Origin of the sequence: Spirosoma sp. (assembly GCF_048594605.1) — a bacterium.
GTDB lineage: Bacteria > Bacteroidota > Bacteroidia > Cytophagales > Spirosomataceae > Spirosoma.
Window position 1 is genome coordinate 1 of sequence record NZ_JBMDWV010000250.1, and the last position, 17113, is coordinate 17113.

Below are 17113 nucleotides of genomic sequence, written 5' to 3' on the forward strand. Positions count from 1 at the left end.
CCGGGCGGGGGGTGGGGGGGGCAACCCCCCCCCCCACCACGATTAGTCGCTACAACTTAGCCTGATGGCTACGCGGGTTTCTACCGGTGCGCCAGCCCGGCTACGTTACGTTATCGTGATGATTGGCTCATATACCCTGACCCGTGGTAAAATTCAATACGTTCCGTTCGACCATTTCGATGCTTAACCAGTCGATACGTTTCGCCTGATTTTGCAGGCAGAGGGTTTATTGGTTTCACTGGTTTGAGCAATTGAATTGGACCATTGTTGTTCGACACGAGAAACCACCGCTCGGAACCCGTTGAAATAGAAGCTAACGCTTTGGCATCCCGATCAGCGTGAATACCCGCTACGTCGGGTGGAACGGCCCGGAAATGCCCGCGTCCATCGCCAAGTAACAGACAGCCCCGCCCGGCGTCGTACCACCCCGAATATGTCTCGGATGCGTAGGAATTGCCAACCAGCAATACGTCAGGAAAACTATCTCCATTGAAATCGCCGGTCTGCATCCCGAAGATGGGCGAAATCTGGGCCATCGTTGGGAGGGGCGATACAACAAAGCCATCCTTACCCTTATTTTCCAGATAACAGCTTCGTAATTCGTTCACCGTCAGGACGCTGGCTCCGTCGAGATCGCTATCATCAAAAGCGTCGGCAAACGACGTATTGGCGTACTTCTGAAAACTCGTGAAGCGCTTCCGGGCGAACGTTGGCATTTGATCGTTCAGTACGTCACGGATTGGGCTAATGTGTTCTTCGCCCTGTAAATAATGCGTCAGAATCGGGTCGAGCTGGCCGTTGCCGTCAAAATCTTTGGCGTAGACACGTAGCGGTTCTGTTGCCGATACGCGATACCGGGTGTTCTGCCCAAGGTTTCCTGCGATGTAATCAATGTCGCCATCCAGGTCGAAGTCGGCCCCGATCAGTGAATTCCATAAACCCGATGTCGGTTGATTTGACCCTGTTTTTACCTGCTGAGCGGTTAGTTTGCCTTTATCGTTTGTTAGCAACGTAATGGGCATAAATTCGCCGGCCAGCAGTAAGTCGGCATCGTTATCGTTGTCATAATCAGTCCACAGAGCCGCGCAGACCATGCCGATCCGTCGCAGACCGGGCGCAAGCTGATCCGTTACGTCGGTGAAGCGTGGCCCGGTTGTTTTATTACCGTCATTCCGAAACAAATAACTGGCTGGCGCCATCGGATACTGGCCAACTTTAACGCGTCCTGCCCGAAACAGATCCAGATCGCCATCTCCGTCGAAATCAGCAGCTACAACGCACGAACCGGAGGACGTAGTGAAAGGCAAAATATTCTGCGATCGCGTTAGCTTGCCATGTCCGTCGTTCAGATAAAGCCGATCCTGATAAATGCCGCTGCTGTCAGGGAGTCGGCTGCCCCCACTCACTACGTATAAATCCTGATCGCCATCACCGTCGGCATCGAAGAACAGCGAGCCCATGTCTTCCAGATCATTCGCTCCCTGTTTCTGCTCCGTAAATCGCCCCGGCGAAGTTTGAAGAAATACCGACCGTGTTTGTCCGGCATCGGCCCCAATAAATACATCGTCCAGCCCATTTCCGTCTGCATCGGCAATGGCCAGTGCTGGCCCATTTTTGGCATAAACCTGCGGCAACAAAGGCGTTCGCTCGAAGTCATTGAGGGGGGCTTCCTGATGCTGAAACGTCAGTCCTGCCTTACTGGCATCGGTGGTGGTGAAAAGAGCTGAGGGCAGGGGGCTCGGGGCAGGGGATAGGGTAGAGGGTTTATACGTAACGTCGTGGACACGATCGGCAGGGAGCTGGCCAAGTTCCTGATACGTACCGTCGGCCCAACGCACCGAAACAATTGCCGTCGTGTGCTTGCCTAACCCAACATGAACAAACGGCTCAACCGATGACGTATAGCCCCGAACGGGATGAACTTCCACCGTTTGCTGCTGACCGTCAGGCAACTGGCCGTCTGGCGTTTTGATACGTACCTGAGCACCCAAACCGCGCGCATCGGCGGGCAGGTGCAAACGTAGCGAATGATACATAGTCGACTTGCCAGGCTGGACCGTTTCGTTCCGGTACAAACCCGCTTCGCTGTCCATGTTATTGATGACCAGATCCAGATCGCCGTCGTTGTCCAGGTCAGCGTAAGCGGCTCCGTTTGAGTAGTTTAGCTCGCCAAATCCCCAGGCTTCCGATTGGTCTTCAAACGTCAGATCCCCCCGATTTCGGAAGATGTAATTGTGCAATTGAACAGTAGGCAGTTTGTAGAGTTCGGCCAGTGTTTGCTGTTGATTACTTGCCCGGCTTATCCCGAAACTCGACGCCTGGCTATTTAGGTATGCTACATAGTCGAGGTTGGTAATATCGCGTCGGTAGCCGTTTGTTACAAACAGGTCTTTGAAACCGTCGTTATCGAAATCAGCCAGCAAAGGTGCCCAGCTCCAGTCGGTTCGGAACACGCCCGCCAGTTGACCAATCTCGCTGAAAACGGGTTGACCATTCAGGCCGTTACCCTGATTCAGCTGAAGCGTATTTCGAACGTATTGGTCCTGATAGTCCTGCTGTCGAGCCAGGTGAAAAAACTCCCAGTTCGTTTTGATGAGCATCATTTTCTGACGCGCATTTGCTTCTGGAAGCATGTCGACAACCATTACGTCGGGGCGGGTGTCGTTGTTAATGTCCTGGATATCAACACCCATGCTGTTGTAGCTGGTGTGTTTGAAATACGTAGTGGCCTGGTCCGTAAAAGTCCCATTATGGTTGTTGATATAAACCACATCGTTCGACAGAAAATCATTGGCGCAGTAAATATCCGGCCAGCCATCCTGATTCAGATCGGCAATGGTCAGCCCCAATCCATACCCTTCCGCCAGAATCCCAGCCTCTCGGGAAACGTCGACGTAGTGCACAGGGTGATTTGCTCGTTGCCCCATGCCCTCTGCTCCGCGTCCTTCGCACCTATACAGCCGATCTGTGCTGGGGCCTTCGCCGTTCAGACGCCGGGGGCGGATGATGTTACGTCCGGTGCGTTCGACTGCATTGTTCAGAACGTAGCAGTCCAGGTCACCATCGCGGTCGTAATCAAAAAAAGCAGCCTGCGTGTTCATGCCACTATCGGCCAGACCGTAATCGGCAGCCATTTCGCGGAAAGTGGGCACTGCACCGGGCTTCGTCGATTGATTGATAAACAGAAGGTTGCGCCGAACCATGCGGTTTGTGTCGGGACCCGCTACGCTAACGTACACATCGGGCCAGCCATCCTGATTGACATCCGCTACGCAGACGCCCGTGCACCAGGCTTTGGTCGTGACGCCCGCCTGCGCTGTTACGTCCTCGAATTTCAGATCGCCTTTGTTCAGATAGAGCCGACTCGTTACGTTGTTCCCTGCAAAAAAAACGTCCTGCTTGCCATCGCGATTGAAGTCGCCGATACCAACGCCCGCGCCATTATACATAGGGTCATACGTATTGGCATTCAACGTATCGTTTTCGAAGGGCTGCATCTGGTTGTTGAAGGTTAGCCCTGATTCATCGGACCGAATCAACGTAAATAAAGCATCGGGCGATGTCTCTGATTTACAGGCTTGAAGGCTGATGAAGAAACTACCTAACAAAAGAATACGATAAAGCATATACTGAGTGTGCAAAAAACAACCTGTTGCTATAAGGAAGCGCTGAGCATTTCTATCCCCATGGAATAGAAGTATAAAAAGAAGAAGTAGTAAAAATACGGGTGAAAAGCAGACAACTTATAGCCAATAATCCGTAGATTTAACAATATTTTTAGGTTCAGTGAATAGCGCACTTCTCTATCAACAAGCGACGGACGCCCAAATCTGGGATGATTTTCTGCATGGCGACAAAGCAGCCTATTCATTCATGTATGAAAAATATGCGCCACTCCTGTACAACTACGGCTACAAGATTGCCCAGAATCGCCAGATTACAGAAGACTGCCTTCAGGATTTGTTTCTGACAATTCTGGAAACACGGGAACGCCTGGGACGTACCGATTCCATTAAGTTTTACCTGATGCGGGCGCTGCGTCGCGACATTGTACGGAAACTGACCAGCGAGCAACGCTTTGATGGAGACCTGGATACCCTGGATTTTACGATCGAATTTCACTACGAACCGACTTGGCTCGATGCCCAGATTTCGCAGGAGCAATCGACGTTACTGCTTCAGGAACTGAACAGCTTACCGGCTCGCCAGAAAGAAGCCCTGTTTTTGAAATACTTTGATAATCTCAGCTACGAAGAGATTGCAGGCGTAATGGGCATTGAACAAACCTCGGCTTACAAGATCATCTATAAAGCCATTGCGTCGTTGCAAAAACGGATACCGACAAACGCCGTTTTTCTATTATTGGCACTGGTTCAATAAATTTTAGTAAAAAATCATGTAGTCGGCGAGATAATCTGAAGAAAAGGGCTCTTTCACTGGTACAAATTTACCTGTGCCATGATCACTAAATTTTCTCCCTTCGTTCTGGCGAGTTTACTTGTTCTTCACCAGGCTGATACGACCGTAATCTGGCAAGAACCGATCCTGATCGATAATCAGCCTACGTTTGCCGATACGGGTGGTGTTTCGCACGCGGGCGGAACCGATTTGCGCAAGCATGGCCTGTACGGTTCCGAATACGGCCGGATGGTACGTCTGAAAAACGGCAATTGGCTATCGGCCTACACGATCTCGCGCAACAACGGTTATAGAAACGATCCAAAAGGTGGGCTTGAATTACAGGTCTCTGAAAGTATCGATAATGGCAAAACCTGGAAAAACATCGCTATTCTGACTGATTCAGGACGTGATCTCGACAATGCCCAGCTTTGCCAGCTACCAAATGGGAACGTATTACTGGCCTGTCGGTCAGTACGTTGGCAGGAATCATATCGATTGCCTGTTTACCAAAGCACCGATAATGGAAAGACTTGGAACAAACGTAGCATGATTGATGCCGCCGAAGGAACGCCCGGTAGTTTGGGTAAGCCCGACAAAGGAATCTACGAACCGCATATGGGTTTTCTGGCCGACGGTCGATTGTCGGTGATGTACGCCAATGAAAAACACGTAACGGAAAATCCTTCGTACAGCCAGATCATCTCTCAGAAAATCTCGACGGATTTGGGCGCTAGCTGGGGACCTGAAATCTGGGTCGCTTACGAACTAGGTCACGATGCGTCGCGACCTGGAATGCCCGTCTGGGACCGTCTGAAAGACGGCCGTTACATGGTTGTGTATGAAATCTGCGGCCCTGAAAAATGCAATGTGTATTACAAAATCAGCGCAGACGGAGTTCAGTGGCCGGTTGGGTTAGGTACGCTGATTCCCGATCAGTTGGGCGGCCCTTATTTACTGTCGATGACGGACGGACGATTGGTCGTTTCGTCGAATAGCAGTCATATTTCGGTTAGTAGTGATTCCGGCAAATCCTGGCAACGTATCACCGACGCCTGGCCCAAAATGCTATGGAGTAGTTTGTATGAGCCCGCTCCTAATCAGATCATTGTCATGAACTCTGTCGAACGATCGGGTGGTGGACACAATGTTCAGATACGGTTCGGGCAACTTTCCAGGTAGGTTTAGATTATTAACCCCCTAAAGTCTTATAACCCCTAAATCCCCTGAAGGGGACTTGGTCTACGCGTGAGCAAAGTCCCCTTCAGGGGATTTAGGGGCTTAGGTAGCATTCAGCCGATGAAATTTAGCAAAAAAATAAGTCGTCGGGAGGGATAATCTGGTTCGGCTAATTCTTTCGACTATAATTCTGCCTGCTTTTATCAATGAATTTCGCAAATACACCGGATTATAGTCAGTATTCAGTCAGTGATTTTGTGCTGGATGAATCGTTTCGGCGCTGGGTGCTTCAGCCCGACGAGCAGACGATGTCGTTCTGGCATACCTTTATGCTTCGGCATCCTGATCAGCAGGCTATTATCAATGAGGCCAGTAGTATTCTGCTTCATCTGCGCGCACGGCATGATGATTTAACCAATGCCAGTCAGGAACGTATCTGGCAAGTTCTGGAATTGGCCTACGATCGGCAACCATTACCTCATGAACAACGGTCAAATCGCTCCAATCTTTTCCTGAAACGGTTTGTTAGCTATCCGTTCAGGAACTGGCAAATAGCTGCGTCGCTAACCGGCTTACTGCTGCTGGCGGGAGGAGGCTGGGCCTGGAGACAGTACGGTAAACGTCAGGAGGTGCATACCAACTATGGAGAGCAATTAAGCGTAACGCTGCCCGACGGCTCATTAGTTCGGCTCAATGGCAACTCGACATTAACGTATCGGAATTCCTGGCAGGAGCAGGCTGAGCGGGAAGTCTGGCTGGAGGGGGAAGCATTTTTTAACGTAGCGAAAAAACAAACGGCAACGGGCCGGCTCAAATTCGTAACGCATACGCCCAACCTGGACATTTCGGTGTTAGGCACACGATTTAACGTGAATACGCGCCGGGGAAATACGCAGGTCGTACTGGCCGAAGGGAAGGTTGAACTCTCAAAACCAAATGATCAGGAGGCCAAAGTTATTCTGATGAAACCCGGCGATCTGGCAACCGCTCAGGTGGGAATCGAACAGGTAGCTATTCAGCCTTCCAAACCGCAACTGCACACCGCCTGGACAAAAAAACAGTTTGCTTTCGATAATACGTCCCTACGCGAGATTGCCCAGCAACTGAACGATACATGGGGCGTTACGCTGATCTTTGAAGATACGGCACTGGCTGAACGACGCTTTACGGGTAATCTGTCGAGCCAGGATCTCGAAACCCTGATCACAACCTTAGCTACCACCTTTGACGTAGCGGCAGATCAGAAGGGTAACCAGATTTATTTACGTCGCCATTAAGTACTTATATACCTGAGCTAACCTGCGATATAACAACGTCCTTTTAACTTTATTTCTGGCATGAAAAAAATGTCCTTAACCCTTTCGCTCTGGATAACAGGATCGGCGCTATTTAGCCTGCCGTATGCCTCGGTTGCCCAGTTGCTGACCCGGGCGCAAACGAAGATGGAGCATTCGTCTGTCGATATTCGACCGAACAAGGCCCGCTCGATCAAGAAAGCGCTGAATGAACTGGAACGACGCTATAAGGTAAACTTCGCCTACGAAGAAAGCCTGATTGCAGGCCGATTGACGGAAACAGAAATTGACGCACCTACTTTAGAGCAGAGCCTGAGCCAGTTGCTGACTGATCAGGGACTGCGTTACCGAAAAATAAAAGATAACCTCTACGTTATTCAGCCTACTGCTAAACCAGAGTCCATTACGACAAACCCTCCGGTCGCGTCCGACGAAAGCCGGTCGGACGTAGTCAGTGAAGTGAGCGCTGTTCGCCGGATTACCGGTCAGGTGACTGACGAAAAAGGCGGGGGCTTGCCCGGCGCAAACGTCATTGAAAAGGGCACCAACAACGGTACTACCACTGACGCTAACGGTAACTTCGCGCTAAATGTGAGTGATGTCGCTACTACGCTGACCATATCCAGTGTTGGCTACGTTAGTCAGGATGTTACGATCGGTACCCGTACCAGTATCAATTTACAGTTGTCGCCCGACAATCGTACCCTCGACGAGGTGGTTGTGGTATCGTACGGTACGGTAAAAAAATCCAACCTGACCGAAGCGGTGAGTATCGTGAATGTGGCCGATGCCAAGAAAGTACAAGCGGCTTCGGTCGTCGATCAGATTCAGGGTCGGGCGGCTGGCGTTACGGTAGCTTCCGCAGGGGGCGCACCAGGTGCTACCGCCAGCATCAAAATCCGGGGCTCCAGTACGTTCGGTTCTAATCAGGACCCGATTTATATTATCGACGGGGTAATTATTGGTAGCGCGGCTGCTGATTTTAACCCAAATGATGTGGAAAGCGTAACGATTCTGAAAGATGCGGCTGCTACGGCACTTTACGGTTCGCGCGGCATGAATGGAGCTATCGTAATTACCACAAAACGGGGTAAAGCTGGTAAAGCAACCATCGAGTATAACGGCTATTATGGTGTGCAGAACATCGATCACCGGCTGCCCTTAGCCGACCGTGAGCGATACATCAGAACCTGGACAGCCGCTTATCAGAATGGTAAATTACCCGTACCGGATTTCGGCAAAGGTGGCTACAATACTGATTGGCAGGAGGAGCTAATTAAGCCGGGACCTATTACTGATCATAACGTCAGTATTTCGGGCGGGGTCGATAACGGTGCGAATAAGTCGAACTACCGGATTTCAGCGGGTTATTTTTCGCAGGATGGCACCATTCGGGGTCGGAAAACGGATGGCACCGAAGTAAGTCCGTATTTCAAACGATATTCTGCTCGCGTCAATGCTGGCGTTACGCGGGGTAAATTAACGATTGGCGAATCGGCTTACTTAGCGTATGTTAACCAACGGCGGGTTATTGGTCAACCGTTCGACAACGTAGTGAGGATGCCGCCTACCATTCCGGTATTTGACCCGAATAATGCGAGTGGGTACGGCTATGGTAACGCCGATAACGCTACGTTCGGCACAAATCCAATTGGCCAGCAGGCGAAAGACGACGACACAGGCAATAGCTACAAGCTGTTGGGAAATGTATTTGGCGAATACGCGATTCTGCCCTGGCTGACGTATCGGTTAAGTGTAGGGCTGGATTTCAGTAATTATCAGAATAAATATTTCACCCGCCCCGGTGCTCTCAGTTACAATAGCCCCAGCGCCCCCAATGGTATTCTGGACGATCGTAACGGACGTTTCTTCAATACGTTGGTTGAGAACACGTTGAATATCAATAAAACCATTGGTAAACATCAGTTTGGCGCGTTGTTGGGATACACACGCCAACGGTTCGATTTCAACGAAATTTTTGCCCATACGGAAGGAATCGTCGGTGAATTCTATCAGCAGAATGCGGGTACCACCAGCGCCCGTACCGAAGGCCGTTCGGAAATTCAGGGGCTGATCTCGTACCTGGGTCGGATTAATTATACGTTCGATGATCGGTATAATATTCAGGCCAACTTACGCCGGGATGCTTCCTCGAACTTCCCGAAAGATAACCAGGTGGCTTACTTCCCATCGGTTTCGGCAGCCTGGAACATCAATAAGGAAGCATTTATGCAGGGCGTTACGTTCCTGGGCGACCTTCGCCTGCGGGCCAGCTATGGATCGGTGGGGAACCAGGCCATCGCGCCTTACTCGCTTGACCCTACGATTCAGCCGAACCTGAACTACGTACTGGGTGGTGGCAACACCATTGTTCCGGGTGCTACGAACCGTCAGTTGCAGAATTCTAACCTGAAATGGGAGAGTAAAACCACAACCGATATAGGGATTGACGCTACGTTCCTGAACGGCAAAATTCAGTTGCAGGCGGACTATTTCTACTCGCTCTCGAAAAATCTGTTACTACGTGTTCCTATCCCAATCACCGCGGGTAATCAGGGCGACAACCCGTACGATAACCTCGGAAAGATCGAGAATAAAGGCGTTGAGCTGAGCGTAACGTATCAGGATAAAAAAGGTGATTTCCGGTACAGCATCAATGGGCAGATCACCAGCATCCGTAACAAAGCGTTGCAACTGGTGCCCAGCAATGGCAACCAGCCGTTGTATGGCTACGGTCAGATTACGCGTACTGAAGTCGGTGGTCCATTGGCGGCTTTCTACGTACTAAAACAGAACGGGATTTTTCAGAGCCAGGCAGAAATCGACGCTGGTCCTAAGCAGCCTAACGTATCGCCAGGCGATGTTCGCTACGTGGATACGAACGGTGACGGCCAGATCAATAATGACGACCGGCAAATTGTGGGTAACCCATTCCCTAAACTTGAGTATGGTACTAATATCTCGCTCGGGTATAAAAACTTCGAACTTACAATTTTCTTCCAGGGCTTGTCGGGTAATCTGCTGTTCAACCGCGCTCGTAACTGGACCGGCCGTTTCGACGATGTGCAGAATGTGCGCTCGGACGTCGACTTCTGGACCGGGGCGGGTAGTTCAAACATAACCCCTAAGCCCATTAAAGGCGACCCTACGCTGAATCCCGCTTTCAATACGGATCGGTGGGTAGAGAGTGGCGCGTATGGTCGGATTCGGACCATGCAACTGGCTTACAATTTCCCGGCGGCCATGTTGAGTAAACTGAAAATGGGATCGGCCCGGATTTATCTAAACGCGCAGAATCTGTTGACAATCACAAAGTATTCGGGCTACAACCCTGATGTGATTGGTGATGTAGGGGCTGGTGCTCAAAATAGTAGCAACTATATCGGGCGTGGCATTGACCAGGGTAACTATCCCGTGTCCCGCGTGATTAGTGCAGGTCTGCAACTGAGTTTCTAAGCCATCAACCAAATCATTCGAACTCTCGTCTAACACGATTTTTTTATGAATACGAAAACACTGGTGCTGACTGCCATGATGAGCGGGGGAATCCTGTTCAGTTGCAGCGAGAGCAAACTGCTCGACCAGGTTAACCCTAACCAGGCCTCTACCGCTACGTTCTGGAAAACATCCGATGATGCGATCAAAGGCGTTAACGCGGCTTATAGTGCCATGCAGGACCGCCGGTTCTCGCTCTGGATACGCTTCCTGACCGATCTTAGCTCTGACGAAGGCTACAGCCAAAGCCCCTGGACCGACCTGGGTAACATAAGCAAGTTCATCGTGACTGACTATAACATTGCGATGAATATTGAGCCATTTCAGGCGGCTTATCAGGGCATATACCGTACCAATCAGGTGCTGGAGAACGTACCGAACATCAATATGGATGCTACGTTGAAGAAGCGAGTCGTGGCGGAAGCCAAAGTGATTCGGGCTTATTTTTATTACAACATGGCGAATATCTGGGGGAACGTACCGCTGGTGCTGACCTCGCAGACACTAGGCGACCGTCCCGCACAAAATACCCAGGCTCAGGTTTTTGAGCAGGTTATTAAAGATTGCCAGGAAGCGGCCGCCGATCTGCCCGAAAGCTATACGGGTCAGGATGTGGGTCGATTGCACAAGTACAGTGCCATTGCCCTGATGGGGAAAGCCTACATGCAACAACGCAAATGGGTCGAAGCTACAGCCGCCTTCAAACAAATCATTGATCAGACGCCTACACGATTTGACCTGGTGCCCGATTTCAAGGACAATTTTACTACGTTACTGGAGAACAATAAAGAATCCTTGTTTGAGATTCAGTATTACGACGAGAACGAAAGTAAAGTGGGTGGCGCGGTTAACTATGACGTAGCAGGTGGATCCGAGTCGTCGGAACGCGCCCAGTTTTTTGGGCTACGCAATACCACTGGCTTTAACAAAGGAGGGTGGTGCGATGGACAGCCAACGAAATGGCTGCTGAATGAATTTCTGAAGGAGAAAGACAAAAACGGCAACAAAGACTATCGCCTGGACTACACAATGTTCTACTCAGGAAGCTCACTCAAAACGCATGGCTACTCGTATGAAGATCTGACTAAGTTGGCGGCTGGCAGTGATTACTTGCCTCAGCGGGATCGCTTCTGGATTAAATACACGGCTTATTACCAGTCGACGGATAGTTATTTTTCGGGAATTAACGACCGCGTCATTCGTCTGGCTGATGTGTATTTACTCTATGCTGAAGCCCTGAACGAACAGGGGCAAACAACAGCAGGTATTCCATTTGCCAATAAAGTGCGTACGCGGGTGAACATGAAAGAACTGCCTCTGACGATGACACAGGCCGCTTTCCGCGAGCAGTTACGTCATGATCGGGTGGTTGAATTGGCCGGTGAAACGCAACGGTTCTGGGATATGAAACGCTACGGTATTCTCGGCCCTGAACTGGCCGGGCCTGACGCCGGCAAGAAACCCGCGAACGAATCTGATTTCGATACGGATTTCAGTACGTTTGTGAAAGGGAAAAGCGAACTGTATCCAATACCGCTATACGAAACGGATGCTAACCCAAACATTAAGCAAAATCCTAACTGGTAAGAAACAGTCAAACCTCAACAAAGCCGATTCTACCAGAGAATCGGCTTTTTTACTAGCAGGAATCACTAAACGTATGAAAAAGCGACTTTTCTCTCTGCTACTGACAGCCACAGTTTTTGGGATGTTGGCCTGTAAGAAATTACCGACAACCAGTTCAAATACACCCACGCCGACAACGCAGGATACAACGACTCGATTTCAGAATCCTCTGTTGAGTTCCGGACCTGATCCGTGGGTGATTTACCATGACGGGTTTTACTACGTTATGCACACGACCGGCGGTGATTTGCGGCTCTATAAAACCAAAAAAATGAGTCTGCTTGGTCAGTCGCAAACGAGCGTTGTCTGGTCGCCACCCGGTACCGGACCTGCTACCCGCGACATCTGGGCACCGGAGATCCACCGCGTTAACGGACGCTGGTATATTTATTACGCGGCTGTTGTTGCGCCCGGCACGACGCATCGGATGTGGGTACTCGAAAACGAAGCCGCTGACCCGATGACCGGTACGTGGACCTCAAAAGGACAGTTACAATTACCCGACGACCGGTGGGCTATCGACGGTACGCTGACGCAGATTAACGGTACGTTATATTATGCCTGGTCGGGGTGGGAGTATGCCGAACGTAACAACATTCAGCACATTTACCTCTGCAAGCTGACGAATCCGTGGACAGCCGACGGCCCGCGCTTACGCGTATCATCACCTGAGTATGACTGGGAAAAACAGGGAACGCCCTATGTAAACGAAGGGCCGGAATTTCTGAAGCACGGTAATAAAGTGTTTCTGATCTATTCGGCCAGCCATTGTAGTACCGACGCGTATGCGCTCGGTATGCTCACTGCCGATACTACCGCCAACCTGATGAACGTAGCATCGTGGACGAAAGCTCCTCAACCCGTTTTTGGTCCAACTGCCACCGATGGCGCTTATGGCGTTGGTCATAACGGTTTTTTCACTACGTCCGACGGTAAAGAAGACTGGATTTTATATCACGCCAACCCACAGGCAGGGCAGGGGTGTAGCGACAAACGGTCGCCCCGAATGCAACGCTTTAGCTGGAAAGCAGATGGCACGCCAAACTTCGGCAAGCCTTTACCCCTAACAGAGTGGATCAGGCGCCCAAGCGGTGAGTGAATAAATATGGAATGATTATAAAAACCAGTCATAAAAATGCCCGCCTAAAATAGTTTTAGGCGGGCATTTTTATGAAAGAACGTATCGTTTATTTCTGAAACGATTTGAAAACATAATCCCATAGGGGCGATGATACGCCGTAATTGCTTTCGGGATTTTTATAATGGTGAACGCTATGGTTGATCCACAACTGCTTGAAGATATTCTTCGGTGGCGCATAGGCATGGACAATAAAATGCGTGGCCAGATAGCCTGTGTAACCGACCAGGAAGCCCGGGAAAAACGCATAGGCCGATTCACCCATCATTAAAAAGAACATACCGAAGAAAAAAGCAGCTACGAAAATTGCCAGTGCCGGGGGCATCGCCAACCGGGTTTTGTCTTTCGGGTACTCATGGTGAACACCATGAAAAGTATATTGGATCTTGGCCCGCTTTGGTGTTGTTGGTGCCAGATGGTATAAGTACCGGTGCAGCACATACTCGAACAAGGTAAACACAAAGAGACCAGTCAAAAACAACAGACCGATGGTGCTATTACTCATGTCTGTATACGTAAAGGCATACCATATCAGAAAGGCCGACAGAACCAGCCACATCGAGACCGGTACCATAATATGCGTTCTTGAGAGTGCTTCCAGAATCGGATTATCAAACAACTTTTTAGTACCGCTATTTTTAGGCCGCGTTTTACCATGGCCAGCCATTGTCTGCAGTTTTTCAGTAGTTGATTCCATAGGGATATACGTTGATTGAAAAAAGTAATAATACAATTATGCTACTGTCGAGCTGTATTTATGGCTAACGAATTAATTGGTCAAATAAATGCTAAAAACTACTCAACATCAAATTTATCGACGCAAAAGTACAACGAAAATGAGTTTAATCAGTAAATAGTAAACCAAATTTACTATCTTAGTTATGTCTTACTTACCTCTACCTGATCAGATAATTTTCTTTGTAGGGCATTCACATCGCCTTTGGGTAGCTTAGGTCGGATGATAAGCCGGAGCGAATTGCTATAGGTGAGGTAGTTAGCCATCCAGTTCAGAAAAATGAACAAACGATTTTTTACCCCAACAATCGACATTAAGTGAACGAATAGCCAGGTAAGCCAGGCTAAAAATCCCTGAAATTTTAAATAAGGCAGATCAACTACGGCCAAACCTCGTCCGATCGTTGCCATCGTGCCCAGATCGTGATACGTAAATTCTTCGGGTTGTTCGTTGTTAATCCAATGCAAAAGGTTTTTAGCCAGGTGTTTTCCCTGCTGGATAGCGGGCTGCGCAACCTGTGGATGTCCGTTTGGCCATTTATCTTCAACCATCAACGCTACGTCACCAATCGCAAAAATATCGGTAAAACCTTGTATCTGGTTGTACCGGTTGACCATCACCCGATTGCCGCGCCCGATGACTTCGGGAGGTAAGCCCGCCAGTGGATTCGCCCGGACGCCCGCTGCCCAGATGAGATTATTGGTACGTAGTGTCGAGCCGTCATTCATGGTTACAATTCGCCCGTCGAAATCCTTCACCCGCGTGTTCAGCCGGACATGAACACCTAATTTTTGCAGATATTCCAGCGAATGTTCCTGCGATTCGACAGACATAGGCCCAAGCAGTTCGCCACCCGATTCGATGAGATAAATGTCCATCATCTTGAAATCCAGCTCGGGATAGTCTCGCGGCAGAACCGTCTTTCGCATTTCGGCCAGCGTTCCGCAAAGCTCAACACCTGTTGGCCCGCCACCAACGACCACTACGTCCATCAACCCTTCTTTTTCGTCCAGCGTTTCAACGCTCAGGGCATCTTCGAAATTTTGTAAAATCCGGTTACGTAACGCAATCGCTTCGGATACCGATTTCATCGGCAGCGCATTTTCGATGATGTTTTGCTGATTGAAAAAATTTGTATCCGCTCCCGTAGCCATCACCAGGTAGTCATACGTAACAGAACCAAGCTCTGTATCAACGGTTTTTTCAGCTGGACGGATACCCGTTACGTTGGTGACGCGGATATGAACATTCTGACAATTGCCAAACACGGCCCGTAACGGAAAAAGAATCGAGTTAGCTTCCAGGCCAGCGGTAGCCACCTGGTAATACAAAGGCTGAAATTCGTGGTAATTCTGCCTGTTAATCAGAACGACCTGAAATTCTTTCCGTCGCGATAATTTCCGCGCCAGTTTCAGGCCTCCAAAACCTGCGCCAACGATCACAACACGTTTCCGATCTGTTTGAGGTATGTTTGGATTCATTTAGTCAATCGTGTATACGGTACAATGAACGATGAAAAAGAAATAAGATCGCCAATCCGCCAGAGGTTTAGAAGAGAAGAGTTATTTCCATTATCCATAATTCATTAGTAATTGTTCATTAAACGTTATCCATTACTGCTTGCAGCACCCGCTCGTAGTGGGCTTCGTAGAAAGGCAGGATACGCGATAACTCAAATTCTTTAGCCCGTGTCAGTGCGTTTTCTTTAAAGGTAGGCAGGTGCGCATCATCAAGTACGTACAATGCGTTTTTGACCATATCATCTACATCGCCAACCGGACTGAGGAAACCTGTTACACCCTGTACGTTCAGTTCGGGCAAGCCCCCGGCATTTGACGTAATAAGGGGTACTTCGCAAGCCAGCGCTTCGAGAGCCGCCAATCCGAAGCTTTCGTTCTCGGAGGGCATAAGGAACAAATCCGCTACGGATAGAACCTCTTCCACGGCATCGAGTTTGCCCAGGAACCGAACCTGGTCGTAGATACCGAGGTCGCGCACGAGCCGCTCAATCCGGGCGCGTTCGGGGCCGTCGCCAACCAGCAAAAGCTTAGCGGGTAGTTGCTGTTGAATGTGATAAAACGTCATGACGGCGTCGTCGATACGTTTCACGCGCCGGAAGTTTGAGGTGTGAACGATCAGTTTTTCGCCGTTTGGACAAATGGCTTTTTTGAAATGCTCTTTCTGCTGACGTTTGAAGCGACTCAAATCAATGAAGTTCGGAATGACTTCGATCTCACGATGAACGTTGAAATGCTTATACGTATCCTGCCGCAGATTTTCCGATACGGACGTAACACCATCTGACTCATTGATACTGAACGTAACAACGGGTTCATACGACGCATCTTTGCCCACGAGCGTAATGTCAGTACCGTGAAGCGTAGTGACAACGGGTATGTTACGTCCCTGCGAGCGCAGAATCATTTTTGCCATATAAGCCGCCGATGCGTGAGGAATCGCGTAGTGAACGTGCAGTAAATCGACGTTTTCGTTCATTACGACATTGACCATTTCACTGGCCAGCGCAGACTCGTACGGTGCGTACTGGAAGAGGGGATACGACGGTATATTTACTTCGTGATAAAAGACATTTTCATTAAAAAAATCGAGCCTGGGGGGCTGTTGATACGTAATGAAGTGAATCTGGTGGCCATTTTTAGCCAACGCCTTTCCCAGTTCGGTAGCGACAACGCCACTTCCCCCAAAGGTCGGATAACACACGATGCCAATTTTCATGCGTGAGAACGAGTTTGTCTTTCAACAACAAATTAGGGGGAAAGGATTCATTCGGGCGGAAGGGAAAAAAGAGAAATGAAGAAGAAAAAGGGGAAAAGTTAGCTATCAAAGAAATCAGGCCCTATTTCATTCATAGGTAAAATTAAAAAAGGGACTAAATGCACGGGTTGCCGTTGCGATCGTCCGCGGTTTTGGTGCGAAACGGCAAATGAACCCAGATAAGTCAACTAACACAAAGATTGTGTTGTCGAAAAAAAACGGCATCCAGGGCGCTGAAGCAAAAAATCAAAAAGTCGCTGACGCATTGAGAAATAACAAAGGGGAAAGGAAAAGCAGAAAAAAACAAAACACCAAAAGAGGTAACCGGGAAAGAGGGGGTAAACTATAAATTTAGTTAGAAATTGATTTTTTACTAACCCATTTAGTAGAAAAGTACAATAAAACGGGGTGGTGACATACTAAGTCGCCACCCCGTTTTATTGTACTTTAGTAAGAGGTGTTGTGTAAGAG

General features: G+C 49.3%; 10 protein-coding genes. 6 read left to right on the plus strand and 4 right to left on the minus strand.

Features of this window, described 5'->3' with window-relative positions; all coding sequences use genetic code 11:
* Positions 1-110 precede the first annotated feature (110 nt).
* Entirely contained in the window at positions 111-3626 is a 3516-nt protein-coding gene (locus tag ACOJS8_RS15535; protein WP_420149458.1) for a VCBS repeat-containing protein, read from the minus strand.
* 160 nt (positions 3627-3786) lie between these two features.
* Here ACOJS8_RS15535 and ACOJS8_RS15540 point away from each other — a divergent pair, with 160 nt between their 5' ends.
* From ACOJS8_RS15540 to ACOJS8_RS15565, 6 genes are all read left to right on the plus strand, one after another.
* Positions 3787-4380, plus strand: coding sequence for an RNA polymerase sigma factor (locus ACOJS8_RS15540; protein ID WP_420149459.1), 594 nt, complete (start codon positions 3787-3789; stop codon positions 4378-4380).
* A 78-nt stretch (positions 4381-4458) separates the two neighbouring features.
* The gene (locus tag ACOJS8_RS15545; protein ID WP_420149460.1) at positions 4459-5580 is read left to right on the plus strand and encodes a sialidase family protein; all 1122 of its coding nucleotides are present in this window, start codon (positions 4459-4461) and stop codon (positions 5578-5580) included.
* A gap of 203 nt (positions 5581-5783) precedes the next feature.
* A complete protein-coding gene (locus ACOJS8_RS15550) occupies positions 5784-6854 on the plus strand; it encodes a FecR family protein (protein WP_420149461.1) in 1071 nt (356 codons plus the stop codon).
* A gap of 60 nt (positions 6855-6914) precedes the next feature.
* The gene (locus tag ACOJS8_RS15555; protein WP_420149462.1) at positions 6915-10328 is read left to right on the plus strand and encodes a SusC/RagA family TonB-linked outer membrane protein; all 3414 of its coding nucleotides are present in this window, start codon (positions 6915-6917) and stop codon (positions 10326-10328) included.
* Between the two features lie 45 nt (positions 10329-10373).
* A complete protein-coding gene (locus ACOJS8_RS15560) occupies positions 10374-11954 on the plus strand; it encodes a RagB/SusD family nutrient uptake outer membrane protein (RefSeq protein ID WP_420149463.1) in 1581 nt (526 codons plus the stop codon).
* A gap of 73 nt (positions 11955-12027) precedes the next feature.
* Positions 12028-13092 (plus strand): family 43 glycosylhydrolase, encoded by a 1065-nt coding sequence (locus ACOJS8_RS15565; RefSeq protein WP_420149464.1) that lies wholly within the window; start codon positions 12028-12030, stop codon positions 13090-13092.
* Positions 13093-13180: 88 nt separating this feature from the next.
* On the opposite strand, the gene ACOJS8_RS15570 is transcribed toward ACOJS8_RS15565, so the two are convergent.
* The 3 genes from ACOJS8_RS15570 to bshA all read right to left on the minus strand — a co-directional run bounded on the left by ACOJS8_RS15570 (position 13181) and on the right by bshA (position 16603).
* Positions 13181-13828: a sterol desaturase family protein gene (locus ACOJS8_RS15570; protein WP_420149465.1), complete on the minus strand. Its 648-nt coding sequence runs from the start codon at positions 13826-13828 to the stop codon at positions 13181-13183.
* A 182-nt stretch (positions 13829-14010) separates the two neighbouring features.
* Positions 14011-15348, minus strand: a complete 1338-nt coding sequence (locus tag ACOJS8_RS15575; RefSeq protein WP_420149466.1) for an NAD(P)/FAD-dependent oxidoreductase — start codon at positions 15346-15348, stop codon at positions 14011-14013.
* A gap of 118 nt (positions 15349-15466) precedes the next feature.
* The gene (gene bshA, locus ACOJS8_RS15580; protein WP_420149467.1) at positions 15467-16603 is read right to left on the minus strand and encodes an N-acetyl-alpha-D-glucosaminyl L-malate synthase BshA; all 1137 of its coding nucleotides are present in this window, start codon (positions 16601-16603) and stop codon (positions 15467-15469) included.
* Between the last annotated feature and the right edge of the window lie 510 nt (positions 16604-17113).